The sequence below is a fragment of the Psychrobacter sp. CX14 genome (assembly GCF_057396205.2).
In genome coordinates this window covers 183,886-206,994 of record NZ_CM183187.1, presented here as the reverse complement: position 1 = coordinate 206,994, position 23,109 = coordinate 183,886, and the positions used below count along the sequence as shown (strand labels likewise).

Here is a 23,109-nt window from a genome sequence, read left to right as displayed (position 1 = left end):
TGGATTTGGACAGCTTTTGTCAATTTAGTGTGACTTTGATAGCATGGCTGCTGTGAATAATCTGCTGCCCTATTTTACAACGCTCGCTCGATTTATTAACACCTTTTATGTCTATAAAAGGTGTTAAAGGCGGATCAAGTCATTAAGTAGAGCTATATCTAAGAACGACTAGTAAAGGAGTCGAGCCTGAAAGTCACTAGGTTTTAAGTCACCTTTGCACGTCGAATCACTTTATACAGCTTTTGCGGAGATACGCGGTTTAATAAGGTGGCAAGCTTCTCTTTTTGTCCGGCTGCAATAATGTACTCTTCATCTCTTTGTAAGGCACTCACCACTTGTTTGGCAAAAGCCGTGGCGGTTAAGCCGGCACCCGTTGCCTTATCCATCGTGCCTTGTGTGCTGCCATCACCCGTCAGTGCATTAATCGATACATTGGTTTGGATAAATCCAGGGAAGATAGTAGCAACTTGAATATTTTGCTCGCTTAGCTCTGCACGTAAGCTGTTGGCCCACATATGAATCGCAGCTTTGGCTGCCCCATACGCGCCGCGATATTGGGTGCCGAGTAATCCTGCAACACTAGATACCATAACCACTTTGCCGCCGCCTTGTTCAATCAGCTTAGGTAATAGCAAACGGGTTAGACGAGTTTGCGCAAAATAATTAATTTCCATTAATTGACGCTCGACAGCTTCATTAGTGTCCATGATTAACGAGCGCTGACTGACGCCGGCGTTATTTATCAGCCAATCAATATGACCGGCTTGGTCCATTACCGAAGCATACGCCTCTTTGCTTTGCTCAGCATCTGTTACATCGAAAGGAATGACAAAGTGTTTGTTGGGCTTTTTGCAGCGGCTTTTAACAAGATCGAGCTTTTCGGTATTGCGGCCACTTAAAATCACGGTCGCCCCGCGGCGAGCAAACTCTATACTTAACGCTTCGCCAAGGCCGCTTGAAGCACCGGTAATCCATACCGTGATATCTTTAATGTTGATTCTAGTTTTCATAAGCATCCTTTCTTATTTATCTGTAGTCACAGAAGTCTAAAATGGTGACAAGGCAACCGAGCGCAAGTATGACAAATGTAGGCTTAGCGAGGTTAACGCCGTAACCGTTTAGTATCTCGCTGACTATAGATGAGGGTAGGGGAGAGGGACTAAAATTATTAGCCATAAAAAAGAGCCTCATTTGAGGCTCTTAATTTATCACAGTTTGTCACTATTATAAGGCATGTTGTTAATGACAAAGTAGAAAATTAACCACCGAAGTCATCAAGTAAGATGTTTTCATCTTCCACACCTAAGCTGTGTAGCATGTCGATAACTGCAGCGTTCATGACAGGAGGCCCACACATGTAGTACTCACAGTCTTCTGGGTTTGGATGATCTTTCAGATACTCTTCATACAACACGTTGTGGATAAATCCAGTATAGCCATCCCAGTTGTCATCAGGAAGTGGATCCGATAAGGCGACATGCCATTCGAAGTTATCGAACTGCTCTTGTAGCATGTCATAATCTTCGACATAGAACATTTCGCGAACAGAACGTGCACCATACCAGAAGCTAATCTTGCGATCTGAATGCAAACGCTTCAACTGATCAAAGATATGTGAGCGCATTGGTGCCATACCTGCACCACCACCGATAAATACCATCTCAGCTTTGGTGTCTTTGGCAAAGAACTCACCATAAGGACCAGAAACGGTTACTTTATCGCCTGGTTTTAGGTTAAATACCCATGAAGACATTTTACCCGGTGGGATACCTTCAGGACCACGCGGCGGCGGACTTGCGATACGGATGTTAAATTTGATGATACCTTTTTCATCTGGATAGTTCGCCATCGAGTAAGCACGAATCACTTCCTCATCGACTTTCGACACGTAGCGATACATGTTGAATTTTTCCCAGTCTTCTTTGTATTCATCATCAATATCAAAGTCTTTGTAGTGTACTTCGTGCGGCGGCGCTTCTAACTGTACATAACCACCAGCACGGAAGTTTACTTCCTCGCCTTCAGGAATCTTAAGTACCAGCTCTTTAATAAAGGTCGCTACGTTGTTATTAGAAACAACCTCACATTCCCATTTTTGAACATCAAAGAACTCAGGATCTACTTCGATTTGCATGTCTTGCTTAACCGCTACCTGACAGGCAAGACGCATGTTGTCACGGATTTCACCTTGAGTGAAATGACCTTCTTCAGTCGGTAGGATAGACCCACCGCCCTCAATAACTTTACAGCGGCACTGGCCACAGGTGCCACCACCACCACAAGCAGAAGATAAGAAGATACCTTCGCTTGCTAGAGTTTGTAATAATTTACCACCAGCTGGCGTCACAATATCATTGTCAGGATTGTCATTAATATGAATGGTGACATCCCCTGAACTGACCAATCGTGAGCGGGCAATCAAAATAATGGCTACCAAGCTCATGATAATCAGGGTAAACATGGCGACGCCGCCAATGGCGGTACCAAATAACTCCATGATTTTTGTCCTTATTTAAATATTAAAATCGCTTGTTATCTATTAACTGGGCAATGTGAATCGGTTAAATTGACATGCCACCGAATGACATAAATCCAAGCGACATCAATCCGACAGTAATAAAAGTAATACCTAAACCGCGGAGTGGGGCAGGTACGTCTGAGTATTTTAACTTTTCACGGATACCTGCTAGCAAGGCGATTGCAAGTGCCCAACCAAAGCCTGCACCAACACCATAAGTTAATGATTCAGTGAAGTTATAATCACGCTCAACCATGAACAATACGCCACCCATGATGGCACAGTTTACGGTAATTAGCGGTAAGAATACCCCAAGTGCGTTGTATAACGCTGGCACAAATTTGTCCAAGAACATCTCAAGTATTTGAACCGTTGCTGCAATTAGTGCGATATAGCTTAATAAGCCTAAGAAGCTTAAATCGATATCTGGGAAACCTGCCCAAGCCAGCGCACCATCTTTTAGGATGAACTGAAATAATAGGTTGTTTAGCGGTACGGTAATCGTCATAACCACGATAACCGCAACACCTAGACCAATGGCAGTCGATACTTTCTTTGATACCGCAAGGAAGGTACACATACCCAAGAAGTAGGCAAGCGCCATGTTTTCAATAAAAACAGACGTGATAAATAGACTAAGATAATGTCCCATTAGTGTCCTCCTCCATGAGCCATGCCTTTAGATTGGGGCTTCATAACAAACTCAGGCTCTTCAACTTGCTCAGGTTTCCAAGTACGCACAATAGCGATGAACAGAGCAATAATGAAGAATGCAGAAGGTGGCAGTAGTAATAGGCCGTTTGGCACATACCAGCCGCCGTCTGTTACTGGGTTTAGAACCGTAAATCCTAAAATGCTACCACTGCCGAGTAATTCACGAATCGACGCGACAAATAGCAATACCGCTGAATAACCAAGACCATTACCAATACCATCCATAAAACTTGGGATTGGTGGGTTGCTCATTGCGAATGCTTCAGCACGGCCCATCACGATACAGTTGGTGATAATCAAACCAACGAATACCGACAGCGACTTACTGACGTCATAAGCAACGGCTTTTAGAATCTGATCCACCACAATGACAAGTGATGCAATGATAGTCATCTGTACGATAATACGGATGCTTGATGGAATACGGTTACGAATAGTTGAGATAAAAAAGCTTGAAAAAGCAGTTACCAAGGTTAACGCAATACACATAACCAAGGCGTTTTTAACGCTGGTAGTAACTGCCAATGCCGAACAAATACCCAGAATCTGAAGTGCAATCGGGTTGTTATCAAAAATCGGCGTGGTTAAGATTTTTTTGGTATCTGTTGCCATGTTATGCCTCCTCGCCCGCAGTGGTTGTTTGAGCGTTAGCGTTATTAGTCGGAGTGCCACCACGTAAATTATCTAAAAATGGCTTATATCCACGATCGCCAAGCCAGAACTGAATCAGGTTACGCACGCCAACACTGGTCAGTGTTGCACCGCTGATACCGTCAACCCAGTTATCTTTGCTTTGGCCGGCTTTGGTCACACCAGTGGCAACTTCACCATTTTCATCATATGCATGGATACCTTCCCACTGAGCGCGCCATTTAGGTTCTTCAATACGCGCACCTAAGCCAGGTGTTTCTTTATGAGAGTACCAACTGATACCTTTTACAGTATTTAAGTCGCCCTCTAGCGTTAAGAAGCCGTAAATTGTGCCCCATAAGCCATAACCATGGACAGGAAGTACCATCAGCTCTGGGTTACCATCGGCGTCATTTTTTACATAGACTTTAGCAAATTTTGGCACAGCGCCAATACTTGCTGGGTCATCGTTACCTAAATCAATGCTTAGCGCTTTGTTTTTAGAGGCTTGGTTTGCATCATACGCGTTGACATCTTCGATACCAGCGCTTGCTAAATCTTCTTCGTTAGCGTATTCGCCTTTTTCTAAATCGACCAATCTAACGTCGAAGTCTTTAAAACGCTCTTCAACATCTGCATTGGTATCGGTCGCTGGGTCAAATAGACCCGCGGCGACTAGAATGTTTTTGTTACGGTCAAGCAATTGGTTTTCCACTTGAGATGGCTTTAAGCCTACTGCAACAGCAGATACCAGTACGGAACACACCAAACACAAGACCAACGCCACCATAATGGTGGTCATATTAGAGTTTGATTTCTTAGTCTGCTGGGACATGACGCATCCTCCGAGCCGTTTGACGTTTGATGTTTGCTTGAGTGACAAAGTAGTCAAATAATGGGGCAAACAAGTTAGCAAATAAGATGGCTAGCATAATGCCCTCTGGGAATGCAGGGTTAATCACACGGATTAATACAGTCATAAAACCGATTAAAATACCGTATGCCCAGCGGCCTTTATTGGTATGAGCGGCAGACACAGGGTCTGTTGCCATAAATACCGCACCAAAAGCAAAACCACCCAATACTAAATGCCAGTACCAAGGTAGGTTCATCATTAAGTTGTCTTCAGAACCGATTAGGTTGAAGACAAAAGAGGTAACAACCAGACCGATAACACAGCCTGCGATGATGCGCCATGACGCGATACGAGTCCAGATTAAGAACACCATACCGATTAAGATAGCCAGTGTCGATACTTCACCGATACTGCCTTGCATGTTGCCTAAGAAGGCATCCATCCAAGTGATTGCAGTGCCATAAGCATTAACGAACTGATCTGGGGTCACACCAATGGCTGATAAACCAAGTGGGGTTGCCCCTGAGAAGCCATCAACCGCGGTCCATACTGTATCGCCTGACATATAAGCAGGATATGCAAAATATAAGAACGCACGACCTGATAAGGCAGGGTTTAGGAAGTTTTTACCAGTACCGCCGAATACTTCTTTAGCAACCACAACACCGAAGCTGATGCCTAGTGCCACTTGCCATAAAGGAATATCTGGTGGTAAACACAGCGCAAATAGCACGGAGGTTACGAAGAAACCTTCGTTGACTTCATGACCACGAACCACTGCGAAAATGATCTCCCAAAGAATACCTACCGCGAAGGTGACGATATAAATCGGTAAAAATTGCATCGCACCATAGACGAAGGCTGCCCAAATACTGTTCGGATCATAACCGACCATGTTGGTAACCGCTGTACGCCAACCTTCAGGCTGCAAGCCTAACTGGCTGATTGCCATTAATGCTTGGTGACCGACGTTGTACATACCCCAAAACATCGCAGGGAAGGTACATAACCACACCATAATCATGATGCGTTTTAAGTCGATACCATCACGAACGTGCGATGCTGAATGGGTGGTGCTGCTAGGCTGACGTAAGAATGTGTCAAACATCTCAAACACAGCGTAGTATTTCTCAAATTTGCCGCCTTTGGTAAAGCTAGGCTCTAAGCGGTCAAACATATTGTGTAAAAATTTCATCAGCGTTAGCCCTCCTGCTCGATGCGAGTTAAGTTATCACGCAAGATGTCACCAAACTCATATTTGCCTGGTGAAACAAAGGTACAAAGTGCCACGTCTTCTTCATCAAGCTCTAATGCACCGAGATCTACCGCTGACACAATATCTTCAACAATAAGGGCACGTAATAGCTGAGTGGGTAGATAGTCTTGCGGCATAACTTCTTCATACACACCGATGGGCACCATCGCACGAGGCGAGCCATTAGTCGTGGTTGTGAAATTATATTTTTTGCCACCAAAGAACTGAGAAATATAAATAGGCAGCTTTGAGAAACGATTAAAACCTAAGCTGAAGAAGTGGAACGCAGGGCGCTCATAGCCTTCTTGTAACACGCTTACTTGGTTATGGAAACGACCAAGATAGGCTGTCGATGCAATGGTTTTACGGCCAGATAATACTGAGCCAGTAATGATACGGTTATCGCCAGGATTGAGCTGACCCTTGGTCAATTCAGTCAAATCAGCGCCGCGCTCAGTGGCAACCAAATGCGGTTTTGCCACACCTGGGCCTGCCAAGCTGATTAAACGGCGGGTAAAGATTCTACCAGTGGTAAATAGTTTACCAATCGCAATTACATCTTGAAAACCAAGCGTCCAAACCGTTACTTCACGGCTGACTGGATGCAAGAAATGAATGTGCGTACCTGCCAGACCTGCTGGATGCTTACCGGCAAATGCATGATATTCAGTGTTGTTACCGGCTGCCGTGTTCGCAACTTTAGGTAAAGTCGCATTGCCATGGTGACAGACGTAAGTCTTTGGCGATAATGTAGAAAGAACAGCCAAACCATCATTAAAGGCTTGCTGTTCTTCTTTTATCAATAACATAGGGTCGTAAGCCAGTGGATTGGTGTCCATTGCGGTTACGAAAATGGCTTGTGGACGCGCTCCAATCTCTGGCGTGCGGCTATAAGGACGCGTACGAAATGCCGTCCATTCACCAGATTTGACTAATTGCGCTTCAACGGTTTCAGAGTCAAGACCCGCTAATTCGCTAGAAGCAAATTTATCAAACGTCACTTCCTCAGCATTGGGATCAACCTCAATAACTAAGCTTTCAAAAACTCGGCGTTCACCACGATTTACAGCAATTACCTTACCAGAGGCAGGGGCAGTGTAAATGACACCAACGCGTTTTTTATCTTCAAAAACGGGTTGGCCTTTCGTGACGGTATCACCTTCTTTGACGTTCATCGTAGGCTTCATGCCGACATAGTCGTAGCCGACAAGCGCAACGTGCTTTGGCGAATGCTGGGTGATTTCACTGCTGGGCACGCCAGCAATGGGCAAATCAAGCCCCTTTTTGATGGTAATCATAAGCGAACTTATTCCATAAGCGAAGAAAGGCCAGACGTCCTGTCGGGGGAGAGCAAGTCCCGTACGGTATGGTGACCGAGGTATGATTCTTGCAAGATAAGAGCATGTAGCAACAGCACGACAAAACGCACATCAGAGCTATAAAAACCGCATTATTTAATGATAAATGCTTGCGAGTAAATAGACCTGTGCTAACCTCTTAGCATAGAAGACAGTGGCGACTGGCTACCAAAATACATATACAATATAACCTAGGATTATACGTTAAATTACCCTAAAATTGCCAGTATGTTTGCCAATTTAAGCTATTTTAGTAGACAAAGGTTGCCATCCATTGTTTTTTAATAATCCAAGTTATTTCCAAATCTTCCTATAATTAAGGTCTTTATATGCGTACTTCCTCTTCATCTCAATCAAGTAATGATGCCAAAATTTTGACAGCGCCGTTAATTATTCCTGCCATTGATTTAAAAGATGGCAAATGTGTACGTCTAAAACAAGGTCGCATGGAAGATGACACCGTATTCTCTGATGACCCTGTGGCTATGGCGACACGTTGGGTCAATGAAGGCGCTCGCCGTCTACATTTGGTGGATTTAAATGGTGCGTTTGATGGGGTGCCGGTTCATAAAGACGTTGTCATGGAAATTGCCAAAGAGCATCCTAATCTACCTGTACAATTGGGCGGCGGTGTGCGTAGCTTGCAGACCATTGAGCATTATCTGGCCGCAGGTTTAACCTACATTATTATCGGTACCAAAGCAGTCGAAACTCCAGATTTTGTGGAAGAGGCATGCCGCGAGTTCGCCGGTCATATTATTGTTGGTATTGATGCCAAAGACGGTATGGTCGCCACCCATGGTTGGGCCAATGTTACCGATACCAAAGCCACAGAGCTTGCCAAACGCTTTGCCGATGCCGGTGTGTCGTCTATTGTTTATACCGATATTGCGCGTGATGGCATGATGCAAGGCGTAAATGTTGAGCAAACCGTTAATTTGGCGCGCGAAGGCGGTATTCCGGTGATTGCATCAGGCGGCGTGACTGATATGAAGGATATTGAGCTACTAAAACCTTATGGTGACTGCATCGAAGGTATCATTACTGGCCGTGCCATTTATGAAGGCACGCTAGATTTGAGTGAAGCACAGGCCTATTTAGATAAATAGTCTTAAATAGTCCGCTGTTTGCTTAAATTTTTTAAATTGAACACCTCTCGCACTAGGATACTAAAATGCCCGACGCCTTTGACTCAAACCATCAGGACAGTGACAAAAATACTCGACATCGTTCAGTTTTTAGACGCAGCTTACTTAGCCTTGGTCTCTTCTTTATGGTGGCAGCTGGCGTGCCAACGTATGCTGCACCAGAAGCGGCTGTTGAAGATACACAAGAGGTTGCGGATACGGTTGATACGGTGGATGGCAGCGAGGATAGTACGGAGTCTGTGGGTGCTGACAACACAGACAGTGGTGCCATTAGTATTCCAGATGTTGATGAGGCACTCCCAACCGCTGAGTCAACGATCAAAGAAAATGCACCGGTCGCGGGTAATCTGACTCAAAAAGATACGGTTATTGAGACCAACCCAGATAAGGTCAATGATTCTGATATCAAAAACCGAATTATGGGTATCTTCTCCGAGATTGAAGGCCTAAAAAGCATCGTTGTGACCGTCAATCAGGGCGTAGTCAGATTATCAGGTGAAGCGCCCAATGAGAAAAAAGCGCAGCAAGCGATTAGTCTTGCTAACCGTGTCAGTGATGTGGTGGCGGTTGAAGATCGTATCAGCCGTACGCTAGATGTTCAGGACAATGTCACGCCAGTCATTGATAGCTTAAAGCAGCAAGCACGAGCGCTGATTAAAGCGGCGCCTTTATTATTGGTTGCGATATTGGTCTTTGCCTTTGTGGTATGGTTTGGCTCGTGGCTCGGTCGCCGTAAGGGTCTATGGCAACGTGTTACGCCCAATCCCTTTGTGGCAGAGCTTTTATCACAAACGGTCAAGGTAGTGTTTATTGTTCTTGGTCTGATTTTGGGACTGAGTCTATTAGGGGCCGAAGCCATTATCGGGACACTGCTTGGCGGTGCTGGTGTGATTGGTATTGCGGTCGGTTTTGCGGTAAAAGACACCATTGAAAATTATATCGCCTCGCTGATGCTCAGTATCCGTCAACCGTTTATGGCACGCGACTTCGTGCAAATTAATGATAAAGAGGGCATTGTGGTGCGTCTGACCAGTCGTGCGACGATTTTAATGACCCCAGATGGCAATCAATTGCGGGTGCCAAACTCTGAGGTGTTTAAAGCGACTATTTTGAATTACACCAAAAATCCAGAACGTCGCTTTGATTTTAAACTCGGCGTTGATGCCAATGATGACCCCATCGCTGCTATTAAAGTAGGATTGGATGCGATTAATGAATTGGACTTTATTTTAAAAGACCCCAAAGCTGTGGCCATTATCGACGAGGTGGGTAATTCTAATATCGTGCTTCAATTTCAGGCTTGGGTCAATCAGACCGATACGGATTTGTTGAAAGCACGTAGTATTGCCATTCGTGAAGCCAAGCATGCGCTTGAGGATCAAGGCTTTAGCTTACCCGAGCCAATTTATAAGCTGCGTTTTAATGGCGATGTGGAAAATGCACTCAAACAGGCCAATCATGTGGTCGATAAAGATACAGATAATCAGGACACGCTTAACGTCAATGTCGCGTCTAAAACACCGGATACTGAGCCTAAGCCAACCTCTAGAGACAAAGTCATTGAGCCAGAAACCCCCGAAAAAGCAGCGGCTAAGAAGCGTGCCAAGAAAATATTGGGTAATAGCAATGTCAAAGAAATGTTCGATGCAAGTCCTGATCCTAAGCTGATGCAAAAAGTGGAGGAGGAAATAAAGGACAATGGTGGCGATCAAGATTTACTGAGTCACGACACCCCGCAAGAGTAATACAGAGATAGCTATCGTCAGGCACATATAAAAGAGTGAGTATTACTCTCCTAAGGCGAATCCAATAGCACGGTGTACTCTATAGTTAGACAATCTTATCGAATAAGGTGGCTAATAAAATAAACTAACCAATAAAAAGCTGAGCTCCAACGGGACTCAGCTTTTTTATTGTCTATTTTGATAGATGTTGAGAGTAGCGTTTAGTATGCTAAATAGATAAGCTATTAGGAACAACATGGTTAGAATTTAAAATAATCAAACAAGGAGTATGCAATGTCTTCAACATATCCTCAAACCCAATCAGCCATTACCATCACAGAATTTGGTGAGGCAGATGTTTTAAACTATCAAAGTGATGTGTCAGTACCTGAGCCTAAAGAGAATCAGGTGTTGGTCAAAATTGCTTATGCCAGTATCAACCCTATTGATTATAAAACCCGTCAAGGTAAAGGCTGGGGTGCCGATAATATCCGTAACAATCAGTTCGCTAATAATCAACCGGCTATTTTAGGCTTTGATATGGCAGGTGAGGTGGTAGCCAGTAATGTCGATGGCTTTAAGGCAGGAGATAGAGTTGCCTCACTGAGCTTTAAAGGCGGTTGTTATGCTCAATATAATGCCATAGACGCTGAATTATTAGCTCGGGTGCCTGAGAGCGTAGATCTAAAAACAGCTGGGGCGCTACCTTGCGTCGGTACTACGGCTTATCAGCTCATAGAATTTGCTGATATTAAAGCAGGCGAGCACGTGGTTATAAATGCGCCAGCAGGCGGTGTTGGGCACTTGGCACTACAAATGTTAACGCAGTTGGTGGATGATAAAGGTATTAAGCTGACACTGATTTGTTCGCCTGAAAAGTATCAGAAGATAGGCGACTTGATAGATACCGGTAAGCTGACGGGGTGGATTGATTACACTAAAGGCGCTGCTTTTCCAGAATTAAATGCTGACGTCTTGTTAGATTTGGTCGGAGGCGATGCTGGGGTACGTGCTTTGCCTGTGCTTAAAGAGGACGGCCGAGTTGTGGTATTGCCGTCTATCTGGGTTGATAAATTAAAACAAGAAGGCCCTGATAGCTTAACTATTGAAGGCTTTATTGCCAAGCCAAATGCGACAGACTTAGCAGCAGTACTGAATCAAATTGCTAAAGAGAAGCTGACGCTGCATATTCAGCAGACGTATCCCCTAGCCAAAACCGCTGAAGCACATCGGGCACTCGAGACAGGCGGTACCTTTGGTAAGATTGTGTTAGAGATGTCGTAGGCAAGTTGAGTCTAGGTTAGATAAATTTAGTCCAGTTTCAATTAAAAGTTCAATCAAAAGTTCAGCCCAAGATGAGATTAGCCTTGTCTTGGGTTTTTTTTGGGTTATCCAAATAAAGGACTGTGCAGCCTCGTTTACTTAAGAAAGCCATACATAGTTAACACGAACCTTATGCTTGACTAACTAAACATGGTGGCATGGGTAGCTGTAGCATGTTCAACTAAAGACAGAATTTAAACAGTTAAATTATTTTTAGTCATTCAATTCTTAATCAAAGTCTTAATCAAAGGATACAGACAAATTATGTCACTCAAACAAAAGCTACAAAATGCCACTGACTCAAAAAACAGCAACGATAAATTAACCTCAGAAGAGTATGTTGCTCGCGCTCGTCAAGATATTGAGGACTGGATGAATCCGAAGCAAAATGTGCTAACCAAAAGCCTATCCGCAATCAGTGCACCGATTGAGCAGGCAGGCGATGCCATCATGAATGCGCCGCAGTTTGGTGACACCCTAAAAGACGCTGTCGAAGAGGCGCTAACCACGCTAAGTGATACCGCCAGTTGGTCGATTGATAATGAACAGGTTCTAGAAGAATATAATCAGACGCATACCTCAGACAAGATAGAATCCATTGCGGATATTCAAAAACTACCATTAAAGACCATTGATGAGCAGGTAAAACTGTTTAAAAGTAAATATGTTGCCGCAGCAAGCGCACAAGGTATTACGACAGGTGTCGTCGGTTGGGCTGGTATTGCTGTAGATATAGCAGGGCTATTAACTGCCAATCTGAGAGCCATCAACGAGTATGCCTTGCACTATGGCTTTGATACAAATAAGGAGAGCGAGCAACTATTTGCCATCTCTTTGTTGGCAATTGCGACCTCTCACTCAGCGAAGGAGCGTCAGGCTGCGCTAAATGATACCCTAAATTTACTAAAAGACCCAGAAACGATGGCTTTTAACAAGGTGAATGAGGAGCTGATATCACGCGTTATTCGCCAGACAGCGACTCAAGTAGCGACCAATTTGGTTAAAACAAAAGCCGCTCAAGTGGTGCCAGCGGTTGGTGCCGTCGTCGCGGGTGGTGTGAATGCTAAATATACTGCCACAGTCTGTGACGCGGCCTATCAATGTTATCGTAAACGCTTCTTAGATCGTGCAGCGGCCTAATTAAAGCAGCTAGTTCATCTCTAGACAGTCACTACGCCTTGCTGTGATTGAGCATATAGCGAAAAGTGAGACTGATTCTACCGTCGTGGATTATTTTGGTTTTGGTGACGGTGTGCTTCCAGTGCTGCTGTGTGGCGCCGCGCATTATAATCAATTGCCCTGACCCAAGATAAAGTTCGACTTTGTCTTGGGTCTTTTTGTGCTTTAAGACAAATTTACGTGTCGCACCCAGTGATAATGAGGCAATAATAGGTTGGGGGCCAAGCTCTGGTTCATCATCGGCATGATAGCCCATACCGTCTTGACCACTGGGATAATAATTCAGCAGGCAGGTATTGAAAGTAACCGCTACGCCCATCTCCGATAGCTGCTGTTCAATGAATTGTTTCACGTGAAACACTATAGGATGCCAAGGATTAATCGGTCTAGTATGCCCAGAATAGGTGTAGGTCAATGTCAGACCTGAACGCTCGTCTGTATCACCCATCCACACAATCTGCCGAGTCGTGATATGGGTTTTGCCAAATAAGGTGACCTTATCAGGTTGCCATGGCAGCTCACGTAAAAGCTGCTCATAAAGGTCTGCATCGTTTTCTACGACAAGGCCTAAGTCATTAACAATACCATCGTAAGGCAGCAAGTTATCTGTGGGGTGTGGCGCAAATAAATCAGTCATTTAGGCAGTTAGCTAGTTTTTGAGGGTTGAGGGTTGAGGGTTAGTCTTCTTATACGACTCGAAAATAACCTTTGCACATTGCTCAGGCGCTTCTATCGGTAATAAATGACCATAATCGGCGAGTGTGACGATATGCGAGTCTGGCACTATTTTTTTCCAGCTGTCACGGACTTTATCGCTATTAAATACGGAAGGTTTTGCCAATATCAGTAAGTAATTAACTTTTGTGTTGTTCAGTTTTTTTAGGGCAGGGGTGACATACGGAGTACCAAAATAGCTGGCAAGCTCATATTTCGGCTCAAATAACAGCTGATAACTATCCTCTTCCTTTTTAATCAGGCTGTTTTTTGCAAACAGCTTTAGATGCTGGTCACTGATACGCCGATAAGCACGATTATCACGCAGGCTTTGATAATAAGCGTCAATACTTGACCAGTTATTTGGCTTAGTCTTAGTGCTTTTAAACGGCTCTTGCGTCAGTAAGATAGGCCGAGGAATGTGCTTATAGATAAAGGTCTGCTTTTTGGTAAAAGTCACCGGGTCAATCAAATACAGTGCAGAGAATAAATCAGGACGTTTGGCCGCTGCCATCGCGGTTGCTGTGGCGCCTTGTGAGTGGCCAATACCAATAACAGGACCGTTTTGCGTCTGCTCTAGAAACTCAATGAGGTAATCTGCATCTTGCTCACGGGTTAGTACCTTATCTGTTGGCAAGTCAACCCAATAACCGCGCATCGCAAGACTAACCATGCAAAACTGCTGACTAAGCTCAGTGACTAATGGCTCATAAACCCCTACAGCAAAGCCATTGCCGCCATAGAAGTGGGCGATGGGTTTTGTATCCTGACTGCTTGAGTCCTCATTAGTCCCCAGAGTGGTAAAGTCATAATAGCGGGCTTGCTTGCCCGCCAAAGTGAGCTTCTTTTCAAAATCTTGCATTGGCTGTTGATATCCATTCATTATCATTATGTCCTTAAATTATGCGTTTTAATTCCGGTATTAGAGTGCGTTGTCGTCGTCATCGCCCAAGAAGCCGCCACTTTGACGTTGCCACAATCCAGCATACACGCCATTTTTAGCCAGTAGTTCGTCATGGCTGCCTTGCTCAATGATACGCCCTTTATCCATCACGACAAGTCGATCAAGTGCGGCAATTGTTGAGAGTCTATGCGCAATAGCGATAACAGTCTTGCCGGTCATCATGCTATTTAAGCTCTCAGTAATCGCATGTTCCACCTCAGAGTCTAGTGCACTGGTGGCCTCATCAAGCAGTAAGATAGGCGCGTTTTTCAACATTACACGGGCAATAGCAATACGCTGACGCTGACCGCCAGAGAGCTTAACGCCGCGCTCACCCACTTGGGTATCTAGTCCTGTATTGCCTTTGGCATCATTTAAATCTTGAATAAAGTCCCAAGCTTGCGCCTCTTTACACGCCGCGATAATCTCGTCATCGGTCGCTGTCGGACGGCCATAAGCAATGTTTTCACGCACGGTGCGGTGCAGTAGTGAGGTATCCTGAGTCACCATACCAATTTGCTGACGTAAGCTTTCTTGAGTGACCTCGTCAATGGCCTGACCATCAATGGTAATCTTCCCAGAATCGACATCATAAAAGCGCAGTAGTAAGTTGACCAAGGTTGATTTACCGGCACCTGAGCGACCGACCAGACCAATTTTTTCACCTGGTTTGATATCTAGATTAAAATCATCAAGCAGTTTGATATAGTTAGGATTTGCTGGCAGCACATTCTCGGCATTCAGTGGCTCAGTACGTGCAATGCTTAAATCCGACCCTTCATAGCCAAAATCAACATGCTCAAAGGTAATGCGTCCCTCACTAACTACCATATCGGCAGCACCGTCTTTGTCTATAATCGATTGCGGTGCTGACAGAGTGTGAATACCATCTTGCACAGTACCGATGCTCTCAAATAGACTTGCCATTTCCCACATAATCCAGTGCGTCAAACCGTTAAGACGCAGCGCCATCGCAGTGGCAGCGGCGATCGCGCCCACACCGACATCACCGCGCTGCCATAGATACAGACCAATACCGGCAGTACTACCAATCAAAATAACACTGATTAAATGGTTCACAAATTCAAGCCAAGTGACCCAGCGCATTTGACCATGTACCGTATGTAAAAACTGACGCATCGCCGATTTGGCATAGCCAAGCTCACGCTGCGAGTGGCTAAACAGCTTGACAGTCATAATATTGGCATAAGCGTCAGTAATACGTCCTGTCATCAGGGCACGTGCATCGGCCTGAACGCTGGCAGTTCGCTTTAAACGGGGCAAAAAGTACCACAGCGTAAAGCCAAACAGCACCATCCAAATACCAAAAGGAATCAGCAGCAGACTATCGAGTTGGAACAAGATGATGCCACTGGTCACAAAGTACACCAGCACATAAATCATCATATCCACAACGGTAATTACTGTATCACGGACGGCCAGTGCGGTTTGCATCACCTTCGCTGAAACACGGCCAGAGAATTCGTTTTGATAAAACTGCATGGACTGGCCCAGCATACGCTTGTGAAACCGCCAGCGCATTTGCATCGGAAACACGCCTTGAATTACCTGAAAGTGCACCAGCGAGGCGAGGCCCACCCAAAATGGACTTAATAACAGCACTGCGGCAATCAACAAAATGGTGTCACTTTTGGCAGCCCAAAGTGTGGAAGGAGTATACATGCCGAGCCAATCGACGACATCGCCAATCCACGCAAATAGCATGGCTTCGTAGATACCGATACCTGCCGTAAGTATGATAAACATCAGCAGCCAGCCGCGAAGGCCATAAGTACAGGCCCACAAAAATTTAAACAAGCCCTCCTTTGGTAAAGGAATCTTGTTTTCGGGGAAGGCTGGCAGGCGGGTTTCGAAATAATTGAAAAGCTTGTTCATAAATAACTACCATTTAGAGCGTCACTCATTCGGCTCACCCATTTATGTGAAATCTGTTTTGAGACTTTAAATAACGTGTCAGCAGCTGACCAATAGGTCGATAAATTGATAAGCAATCAAGCTCCTATTTAAACGACTCAATTAGTTCAATTCTTATTAAATGAGCGAATTATCAAAAGTCGATTGCATAGATTGTAATATCTTGTTACATTTGTCATTTTAGAGACAAACTTATGACTTATCTCATTATTGCTGTGCTATGCAGTGTCTCGGTATCGGTATTACTAAAAATATTACGCCAACAAGGCATCGATATCCGTCAGACCATTGTGGCAGGTTATCCAGTCGCCTTTTTGCTGACAGGGCTGTTACTCAGACCTGATTTAAGCGGTATCGATACGCTTGGTAGCGCGTGGGGTATTATTCTTTTACTGGGCATATTACTGCCACTGGTCTTTCTAATCTTGGGTCGTGCGATTGAGTCAGTCGGTATTATTGCCACTGATGCTGCGCAGCGATTGTCATTGATTATTCCAATCGTCTCCGCCTTTTTGCTGTTTGGTGAAACGTTAACCACGCAGCGCATATTGGGTATTGCTATTGGTTTTGTGGCACTAATCGCACTGGTTTATCGTCAAAATAATCCAAGTGTGATTGGTTATCGCGTTTATGATACAACGGCTTTTAATGATGCACCAAAGCTTCCGGTAGGATTATGGTTACTGGGTGTTTGGCTTGGCTACGGTGTCATTGATATCTTGTTCAAACAAGTGGCAAAACAAGGCGCCGCTTTCCCATTAACCCTATTTATGAGCTTCGGTCTGGCAGGCTTACTGTTGTTTATTTACCTGCTTATCAAAAAGACGCAGTGGCAAGGCAAAGCATTAGCGTCTGGCGTCATTTTGGGCATATTAAACATGGGTAATATCTACGCTTATGTCAAAGCACACCAAGCCTTATCCGATGCGCCTAGCGTGGTATTCACAGGTATGAACGTCGGCGTAATTGCTGTGGCGACCCTTGTCGGTGTGGTCGCTTTCAAAGAGACACTTAGCAAAATTAACCTACTGGGTATCGTGCTTGCTATCTGCTGCGTATTGGTTCTATTTTGGGGCTAACTTAAGATAGTCAAGGTAGCCAAATATTGAAGCGAAATCACGGCATAACCACTTTGAACAGCATCAGAAAAACAAAGAAAGGCGACACTGCCTGAGTGTCGCCTTTCTTTGTTTAGCTATTTAATAGTATCGTGCTTTAAGCATTTTTGGTAATAAAGTCTTCAACCTGCTTGGTTAAAATATTCCATAACTTCTTCTGCGCCGCCTCGCTGCCCCATGCATTATGCGGACTAAAAATAACGCGAGGATGCTGCTCTTTGGCAAACGCCAGTAGCGGATCATCCTCTGCAATCGGCTCTTGTTCAAACACATCGGTCGCATAGCCAAGCACTTGCTCCTGCTTAATCGCCTCTGCCATAGCCTCAGTGTCAACAACACCGCCACGTGCTGCATTGACCACTAAGGGCTGCTTTTTCATTTTCGCCAAGGTATCCTGATTAATCAGATGTTTGGTCTCCTCGGTCAATGGGCAATGCAGACTAATGATATCGGAGGTTTTGAGTACGGTGTCAAAGTCAGTATAGTCATCATTACGCGGCGCTTTGCCTTGATGCTCCGCCCAAAGAACTTTCATACCAAAGGCCTTGGCAATCTTAGTAACCCGCTCGCCGATAGTACCGACACCGATAATGCCTAACGTTTTGTTCTCTAAATCAATTAGCGGAATATCCAATAGGCTAAAGCTACCTGACGCCTCCCATGTACCATCGACGACCTTTTGGTGATAATGAACCACCGCCCGCAGTGCCCCCAGCATCAGCATAAAGGTATGTTCGGGCACACTTTTGACCGCATAGCCTGCGACATTGTACAGCTCGACATTATGCTCTTTACAGGCATCACTATCGACATTATTCATGCCAGTGGCAGTGAGTTGAATGAGCTTAAGATTGGGGAGGGCAGCGATAACTTCACGGTCAATCTTAACCTTATTGGTGAGAATAATATCGGCATCTTGGCAACGCTCAATAATCAAGTCATTGTCCTGCTCAGTGTCATTAAAGGTGACATAATCGGTGACGCCATCAGGTGCTGGCAACTCAACACTGTCTAAGAATGTTCCTTTATCTAAAAAAACGGCTTTCATAACATAACCTTTTATAACTTATAATAGGGAAGGTTCAACTGATCTTGGGTCTTAACGTTGAATATAAGCTCTTAACGTTCAATGCCCGTGTTCTTTAATAAACTCGTTTATTTGCTCACACACGATATTCCACAGCTTTCTTTGCGCCGCTTTACTACCGGCACCGTGGTGTGGACTCAGAATAACGCGGGGGTGATTGTCTTTTGCCAGTTGTACGATGGGGTCGTCTGATTTCGCAGGCTCTTTTTCGAACACATCGGTGGCATAGCCTAAGATTTTATCGTTCTTTATGGCCTCTGCTAATGCGGTAGTATCTACAATTTGACCACGGGCAACGTTGACGATTAGAGGCTTTTTATCCATTTTTGTAATGGCATCAGCATTAATAAGATGTTTGGTTTCTTCTGTTAGCGGGGCGTGCAGGCTAAGCACATCTGAGGCGGCAAGCACAGAGTCAAAGTCGGTATAATCGTCATTACGAGGCTCTTTACCTTTGTGTTCTGCCCAAAGCACCGTCATGCCGAACGAATTGGCAAGCTCGCCCATACGTTTACCAATTGAGCCGACGCCAATGATGCCGATGGTTAAGTTATCAACATCAATCAGCTCCTCATCCATGTAGTAGGCTTGTCCAGTTTTATACCAAGTACCATCAAGGACGGTATTATGATAATGGATGCCAGCTCGCATGGCGTTTAGCATAAGCATAAATCCATGCTCTGCCACACTTTGGGTCGCAAATCCTGGCGCGTTGTATACTTCGACGCCATTGTCTTTACAAGCTTCCATATCGATTTGATTGGTACCGACAGAGGTGACTTGCAACAGCTTTAAGTTAGGCAGCGCTTCAATCACGTCACGCTCTATTCTTAGTGTACCAACGATGACAATCTCGGCATCCTGACAGCGCTCGATAATGGTCTGGTTATCTTGCGGGGTCTTTTGGTAGGTAACGTACTCGGTGACACCCTCTGGCTGTGGTAATTCTAGTTCGTCATTAAATCGTACTTCATCCAGTAATACGGCTTTCATTATTAACTCCTATGATTATTTATTAATGAAAATTAGCTCTCATCAAAAATTAGTGATTATCGAAGAACATCATCAAAACCAATTAGCGAACAAAAAGTCTGATTTTATAATTATTATGACTTAAATCTATGCTAAGTTTAATGAGTAGTACCCATTTTAGGGGTAGGGCAGGATTGTTGTGTATGAGTTGTGCTTATAGTTGCAAATATATGTCTCAAAATTTAGTGCTCTGTTTTTTATGTATTGACGTTAACATAGAGGCAAGATGCCTGTTATTACTGTGTTTGCAGAAGATTAAGTTTAAAAAGGCCACTATTGATTTAACCGCCTTTTCAGCAATCGGCTATAGAAATTGAGAAGTTTGTCCTCATAAAGGCAAATAGACTTTATAATATAAAGGACTAGGTTAATACAAAGCATCAAGACGACGGTTAGCGTCTCTATCTATCTAGCGCCTGCTGAATGGTTTTTAGAATATAAGATATAGATGCAGACCGACTCAAATTGACATAGCGCTTGGTGCGCTGTGCTTTGTAGACTAAAATAGTCCCCGACACTTTACTAGATAAATAAGAATTGACTGATTTATGACAATAGCTGCTTTAATCCCCGAATTCGCCGTTGGTCAACGCTACCTTTCAGACACTGAAGCAGAGCTTGGCTTGGGTGTCGTCATTGATGTCGATGACCGCTGCGTGCATATCCTATTTGCGCAAAGCGAAGAGACACGGGTATATGCCAAAAACTCTGCGCCGTTATCGCGTGTGACCTTCAAGGTCGGTGATGAGATTACCGACCAAGATGGCAATACCCATATCGTTACTGGCGTTGATGAGGTGATGGGCGTGGTGAAATACCATGTGGAAGGGCATCCACGAGGCATTATGGAAACCCGTCTGGCAGCCAATATCACTCTAGCTAAGCCATTAGAGCGCTTGCTGGCGGGCCGAGTTGAGCGTAGTGACTGGTATGAGCTGCGTCAAGATATCCTGCGTATGCAGTCGGCCTTAGCAGGTCATCCGCTAAAAGGCTTGATGGGCGCCCGTGTCGATATCATTCCGCATCAGCTTTATATTGCGCATGAAGTCGGTAAACGTATTGCACCGCGCGTATTATTAGCGGACGAAGTGGGTCTGGGCAAAACCATTGAAGCCGGTCTGATTATCCATCAGCAGCTATTAACTGGTAAAGCACAGCGCGTGTTAATTCTCGTGCCAGACAGCTTGCAATATCAGTGGATGATTGAAATGCGTCGTCGTTTTAACCTGAACTTTGCCTTGTTTGATTTGGTTCGTACGGCGGCAATTAAAGAGCACAATCCGGATCAAAATGTCTTTGCCACTGAGCAGTGCATTATTGCCGGTCTAGATTTATTGCTTGATCATCATGATTTGTATGAGCAGGCGATGGAAGCAGGCTTTGATTTATTAGTGGTTGATGAGGCGCACCATCTGCATTGGGATCGCGACCACGGCGGTAACGATAAGTACGAGCTGGTCGCCGATTTTGCTCATGAAACGCCAGGCGTTCTATTATTAACCGCAACGCCTGAGCAGTTAGGTGTTGAGAGTCATTTTGCGCGTCTGCGCCTGCTAGACTCTGATCGTTTTGATGATTTAGATGACTTTATTGCCGGTCAAGATGCCTTTGCCGATACCGCTGCTGTGGCAGAAGTATTGATGGATGAAAAGCCACTGTCTGAAGGTCAGATTAGCGCGCTGACGCATCTGCTTGGCTTTGAAGATGAGAACGAGCTTGCGACGATTAATGAAGATGACAAGCTGCGTACTTATGCATTAAATCAGTTATTAGATCGTCATGGCACCGGCCGCGTATTGTTCCGCAATACCCGTGATAGCGTACAGGGCTTCCATGGTCGTACCAGCCGTCCACATCCACTGCCTTGTCCTGACGCTTGGGTTGGTAACTATCAAACTTGCGGTAAACTTCGTGAGCAGCTATGGGGTGAAGAAAATCAGCCCGATGGTAGCTGGCTAGAAGATGACCCTCGTGTGCCTTGGCTAATTAACCTGTTAAAAGATGAGTTGAAGCAGCAAAAGGTACTACTCATTGCGCGTAGTGGTGCAACGGTAGAGAGCTTGGAGGCAGTACTGCGTCTACATGCGGGTATTAAAACTGCGATTTTCACCGAGCAGATGAGCCTACTTGAGCGTGACCAAGCAGCAGCATTCTTTGCTGATGAAGCGGGCGCACAGATTCTACTGTGCTCAGAAATTGGTTCAGAGGGTCGTAACTTCCAGTTTGCAAGTCATCTCGTATTATGGGATTTACCGGCCAATCCAGATACGCTAGAGCAGCGTATTGGTCGTCTAGACCGCATTGGTCAAAACCAAAAAATCACTCTACATGTGCCATACGTACAAGGCACCGCACAAGAGCGTATGTACAAATGGTACGACGGTGCGCTAAATATCTTTAATCATATTTCGCCAACGGCACAAACGGTGCAAGAGCAGTTTATTGTTGACTTAAAGCCGCTGCTTGAGGGCGAGGATAACGAAGTAAACCGTGAAGCATTAGACACCTTAATCGAAGATGCCAGTCAGCTGCGTTTAGAGTTAGAAGCAGAGCTGCAAGCCGGTCGTGACCGTTTGCTTGAATACAATTCATGTCGTCCACGTGTGGCGTCGCGTATTGCCGATGCAATGAGTGATTTTGATGCCAATAATTTATTGCCAGCATTCTTAGACCGCTTCTTAGGTTCAGCAAACCTAGATCACAGCGTACAGCGTGATGGTTCATGGATTGTACATCCGCCAGAGGCTGAAAACAGCCAACATCCGGATATCGAAAACTTACCGATTTCTGAAGATGGCATGACGCTGACCTTTAAGCGTAGCCAAGCCTTGATGCGTGAGGACATGGACTTTATTACCCATGAGCATCCGTTGATGTTGGCTATTTATGACATGATTAACTCGGGCACATTTGGTAATACCACGGTCGCGATGCTTAAGAGCAACACTGTGCCGGAAGGTATGCTGTTATTAGAGGTTAACTTTAGAGTGACCACGATCGCTCCTAAAGTTTTGAACCTAACGGCGACGCTACCGACCCAGACCTTGCGTGTGTTTTTAGGCGAGCACGGCGGTGATTTATCAGAGCGTATCACTGCCGATATGATTATGCCGCACATCGAGCGCTTGGATAAAAACCGTGCGCGTCAGGTGGTCAAGGTACGTAGCGGTGTGATTGAATCACGCTACCATGATGCCGAAGCCATTGCGCAAGGTAAATTGGAAGATATCAGCGCACAAGCCATGGCGCGTTTTAGCCAAGTGTGGCAACGTGAAATCAGCCGTCTAAAACAGCTACAACAGGTTAACCCGAACGTACGTGATGAAGAGATTGAACGTCTAGAATCGCTTAAAGCTCAAGGGGAGCAAGCGCTCAGTAATCTATCGCTGGTTCCAGACAGCATCCGTGTGTTGGTCGCGGTTAAGCCGTAGTTTCTTATGTAATATCTTTTTAAAAAGTCCTCCTTTAGCTATTAAAGGAGGGCTTTTTGTTTTTTGAGAAATAGGGTAATCTAAACCCGTAAGCGGTTCATTATTTGTCTTACTTAGCATGAGATTTACCTCAAATTAAAATTT

Annotated in this window: 18 protein-coding genes; 6 read left to right on the top strand and 12 right to left on the bottom strand. The window is 44.9% G+C overall.

The features are described 5' to 3' along the window. Window positions 1-203: 203 nt before the first annotated feature. The 7 genes from AC2SLO_RS00910 to AC2SLO_RS00880 form a co-directional block, all read right to left on the bottom strand. Window positions 204-1,010: an SDR family NAD(P)-dependent oxidoreductase gene (locus AC2SLO_RS00910; protein ID WP_486539957.1), complete on the bottom strand. Its 807-nt coding sequence runs from the start codon at window positions 1,008-1,010 to the stop codon at window positions 204-206. A gap of 248 nt (window positions 1,011-1,258) precedes the next feature. Continuing rightward, window positions 1,259-2,497: an NADH:ubiquinone reductase (Na(+)-transporting) subunit F gene (nqrF, locus tag AC2SLO_RS00905; RefSeq protein ID WP_486539959.1), complete on the bottom strand. Its 1,239-nt coding sequence runs from the start codon at window positions 2,495-2,497 to the stop codon at window positions 1,259-1,261. Between the two features lie 64 nt (window positions 2,498-2,561). After that, a complete protein-coding gene (nqrE, locus tag AC2SLO_RS00900) occupies window positions 2,562-3,170 on the bottom strand; it encodes an NADH:ubiquinone reductase (Na(+)-transporting) subunit E (RefSeq protein ID WP_486539961.1) in 609 nt (202 codons plus the stop codon). Then, window positions 3,170-3,844: an NADH:ubiquinone reductase (Na(+)-transporting) subunit D gene (locus AC2SLO_RS00895; protein ID WP_486539963.1), complete on the bottom strand. Its 675-nt coding sequence runs from the start codon at window positions 3,842-3,844 to the stop codon at window positions 3,170-3,172. Before AC2SLO_RS00895 ends, nqrE begins: the two co-directional genes overlap by 1 nt. A gap of 1 nt (window position 3,845) precedes the next feature. After that, the gene (locus tag AC2SLO_RS00890) at window positions 3,846-4,697 is read right to left on the bottom strand and encodes a Na(+)-translocating NADH-quinone reductase subunit C (RefSeq protein WP_486539965.1); all 852 of its coding nucleotides are present in this window, start codon (window positions 4,695-4,697) and stop codon (window positions 3,846-3,848) included. Then, window positions 4,681-5,913 carry an NADH:ubiquinone reductase (Na(+)-transporting) subunit B gene (locus tag AC2SLO_RS00885; RefSeq protein WP_486539967.1) on the bottom strand — a complete coding sequence of 411 codons (1,233 nt, stop codon included), beginning with the start codon at window positions 5,911-5,913 and terminating at the stop codon, window positions 4,681-4,683. Before AC2SLO_RS00885 ends, AC2SLO_RS00890 begins: the two co-directional genes overlap by 17 nt. A 5-nt stretch (window positions 5,914-5,918) precedes the next feature. Continuing rightward, complete coding sequence (locus AC2SLO_RS00880; protein ID WP_486539969.1) at window positions 5,919-7,271, bottom strand: Na(+)-translocating NADH-quinone reductase subunit A; 1,353 nt, start codon at window positions 7,269-7,271, stop codon at window positions 5,919-5,921. A 389-nt stretch (window positions 7,272-7,660) separates the two neighbouring features. Between AC2SLO_RS00880 and hisA the strand changes: the two genes are divergently transcribed. From hisA to AC2SLO_RS00860, 4 genes are all read left to right on the top strand, one after another. Beyond that, on the top strand, window positions 7,661-8,440 hold the full coding sequence (gene hisA, locus AC2SLO_RS00875) for a 1-(5-phosphoribosyl)-5-[(5-phosphoribosylamino)methylideneamino]imidazole-4-carboxamide isomerase (RefSeq protein WP_486539971.1): 780 nt from the start codon (window positions 7,661-7,663) through the stop codon (window positions 8,438-8,440). 65 nt (window positions 8,441-8,505) lie between these two features. Then, window positions 8,506-10,224, top strand: a complete 1,719-nt coding sequence (locus AC2SLO_RS00870) for a mechanosensitive ion channel domain-containing protein (RefSeq protein WP_486539973.1) — start codon at window positions 8,506-8,508, stop codon at window positions 10,222-10,224. Window positions 10,225-10,497: 273 nt separating this feature from the next. Further along, window positions 10,498-11,487, top strand: coding sequence for an NADP-dependent oxidoreductase (locus AC2SLO_RS00865; RefSeq protein WP_486539975.1), 990 nt, complete (start codon window positions 10,498-10,500; stop codon window positions 11,485-11,487). A 303-nt stretch (window positions 11,488-11,790) separates the two neighbouring features. Further along, window positions 11,791-12,666 (top strand): EcsC family protein, encoded by an 876-nt coding sequence (locus AC2SLO_RS00860; RefSeq protein WP_486539977.1) that lies wholly within the window; start codon window positions 11,791-11,793, stop codon window positions 12,664-12,666. 31 nt (window positions 12,667-12,697) lie between these two features. Here AC2SLO_RS00860 and AC2SLO_RS00855 read toward each other — a convergent pair whose 3' ends face one another. The 3 genes from AC2SLO_RS00855 to AC2SLO_RS00845 are packed head-to-tail and all read right to left on the bottom strand — an operon-like array spanning window position 12,698 to window position 16,258. After that, window positions 12,698-13,342: an alpha-ketoglutarate-dependent dioxygenase AlkB family protein gene (locus tag AC2SLO_RS00855; RefSeq protein WP_486539979.1), complete on the bottom strand. Its 645-nt coding sequence runs from the start codon at window positions 13,340-13,342 to the stop codon at window positions 12,698-12,700. Window positions 13,343-13,354: 12 nt separating this feature from the next. After that, complete coding sequence (locus tag AC2SLO_RS00850) at window positions 13,355-14,302, bottom strand: alpha/beta fold hydrolase (RefSeq protein ID WP_486539981.1); 948 nt, start codon at window positions 14,300-14,302, stop codon at window positions 13,355-13,357. Between the two features lie 39 nt (window positions 14,303-14,341). After that, complete coding sequence (locus AC2SLO_RS00845) at window positions 14,342-16,258, bottom strand: ABC transporter ATP-binding protein (RefSeq protein ID WP_486539983.1); 1,917 nt, start codon at window positions 16,256-16,258, stop codon at window positions 14,342-14,344. Between the two features lie 233 nt (window positions 16,259-16,491). Between AC2SLO_RS00845 and AC2SLO_RS00840 the strand changes: the two genes are divergently transcribed. Then, window positions 16,492-17,376, top strand: a complete 885-nt coding sequence (locus tag AC2SLO_RS00840; protein WP_486539985.1) for an EamA family transporter — start codon at window positions 16,492-16,494, stop codon at window positions 17,374-17,376. A 136-nt stretch (window positions 17,377-17,512) separates the two neighbouring features. Here AC2SLO_RS00840 and AC2SLO_RS00835 read toward each other — a convergent pair whose 3' ends face one another. Together AC2SLO_RS00835 and AC2SLO_RS00830 are read right to left on the bottom strand one after the other, a co-directional pair. Next, entirely contained in the window at window positions 17,513-18,463 is a 951-nt protein-coding gene (locus AC2SLO_RS00835) for a D-2-hydroxyacid dehydrogenase (RefSeq protein WP_486539987.1), read from the bottom strand. Window positions 18,464-18,541: 78 nt separating this feature from the next. After that, window positions 18,542-19,495 carry an NAD(P)-dependent oxidoreductase gene (locus AC2SLO_RS00830; protein WP_486539989.1) on the bottom strand — a complete coding sequence of 318 codons (954 nt, stop codon included), beginning with the start codon at window positions 19,493-19,495 and terminating at the stop codon, window positions 18,542-18,544. A 587-nt stretch (window positions 19,496-20,082) separates the two neighbouring features. Between AC2SLO_RS00830 and rapA the strand changes: the two genes are divergently transcribed. After that, on the top strand, window positions 20,083-22,965 hold the full coding sequence (gene rapA, locus AC2SLO_RS00825) for an RNA polymerase-associated protein RapA (protein WP_486539991.1): 2,883 nt from the start codon (window positions 20,083-20,085) through the stop codon (window positions 22,963-22,965). Window positions 22,966-23,109 lie beyond the last annotated feature (144 nt).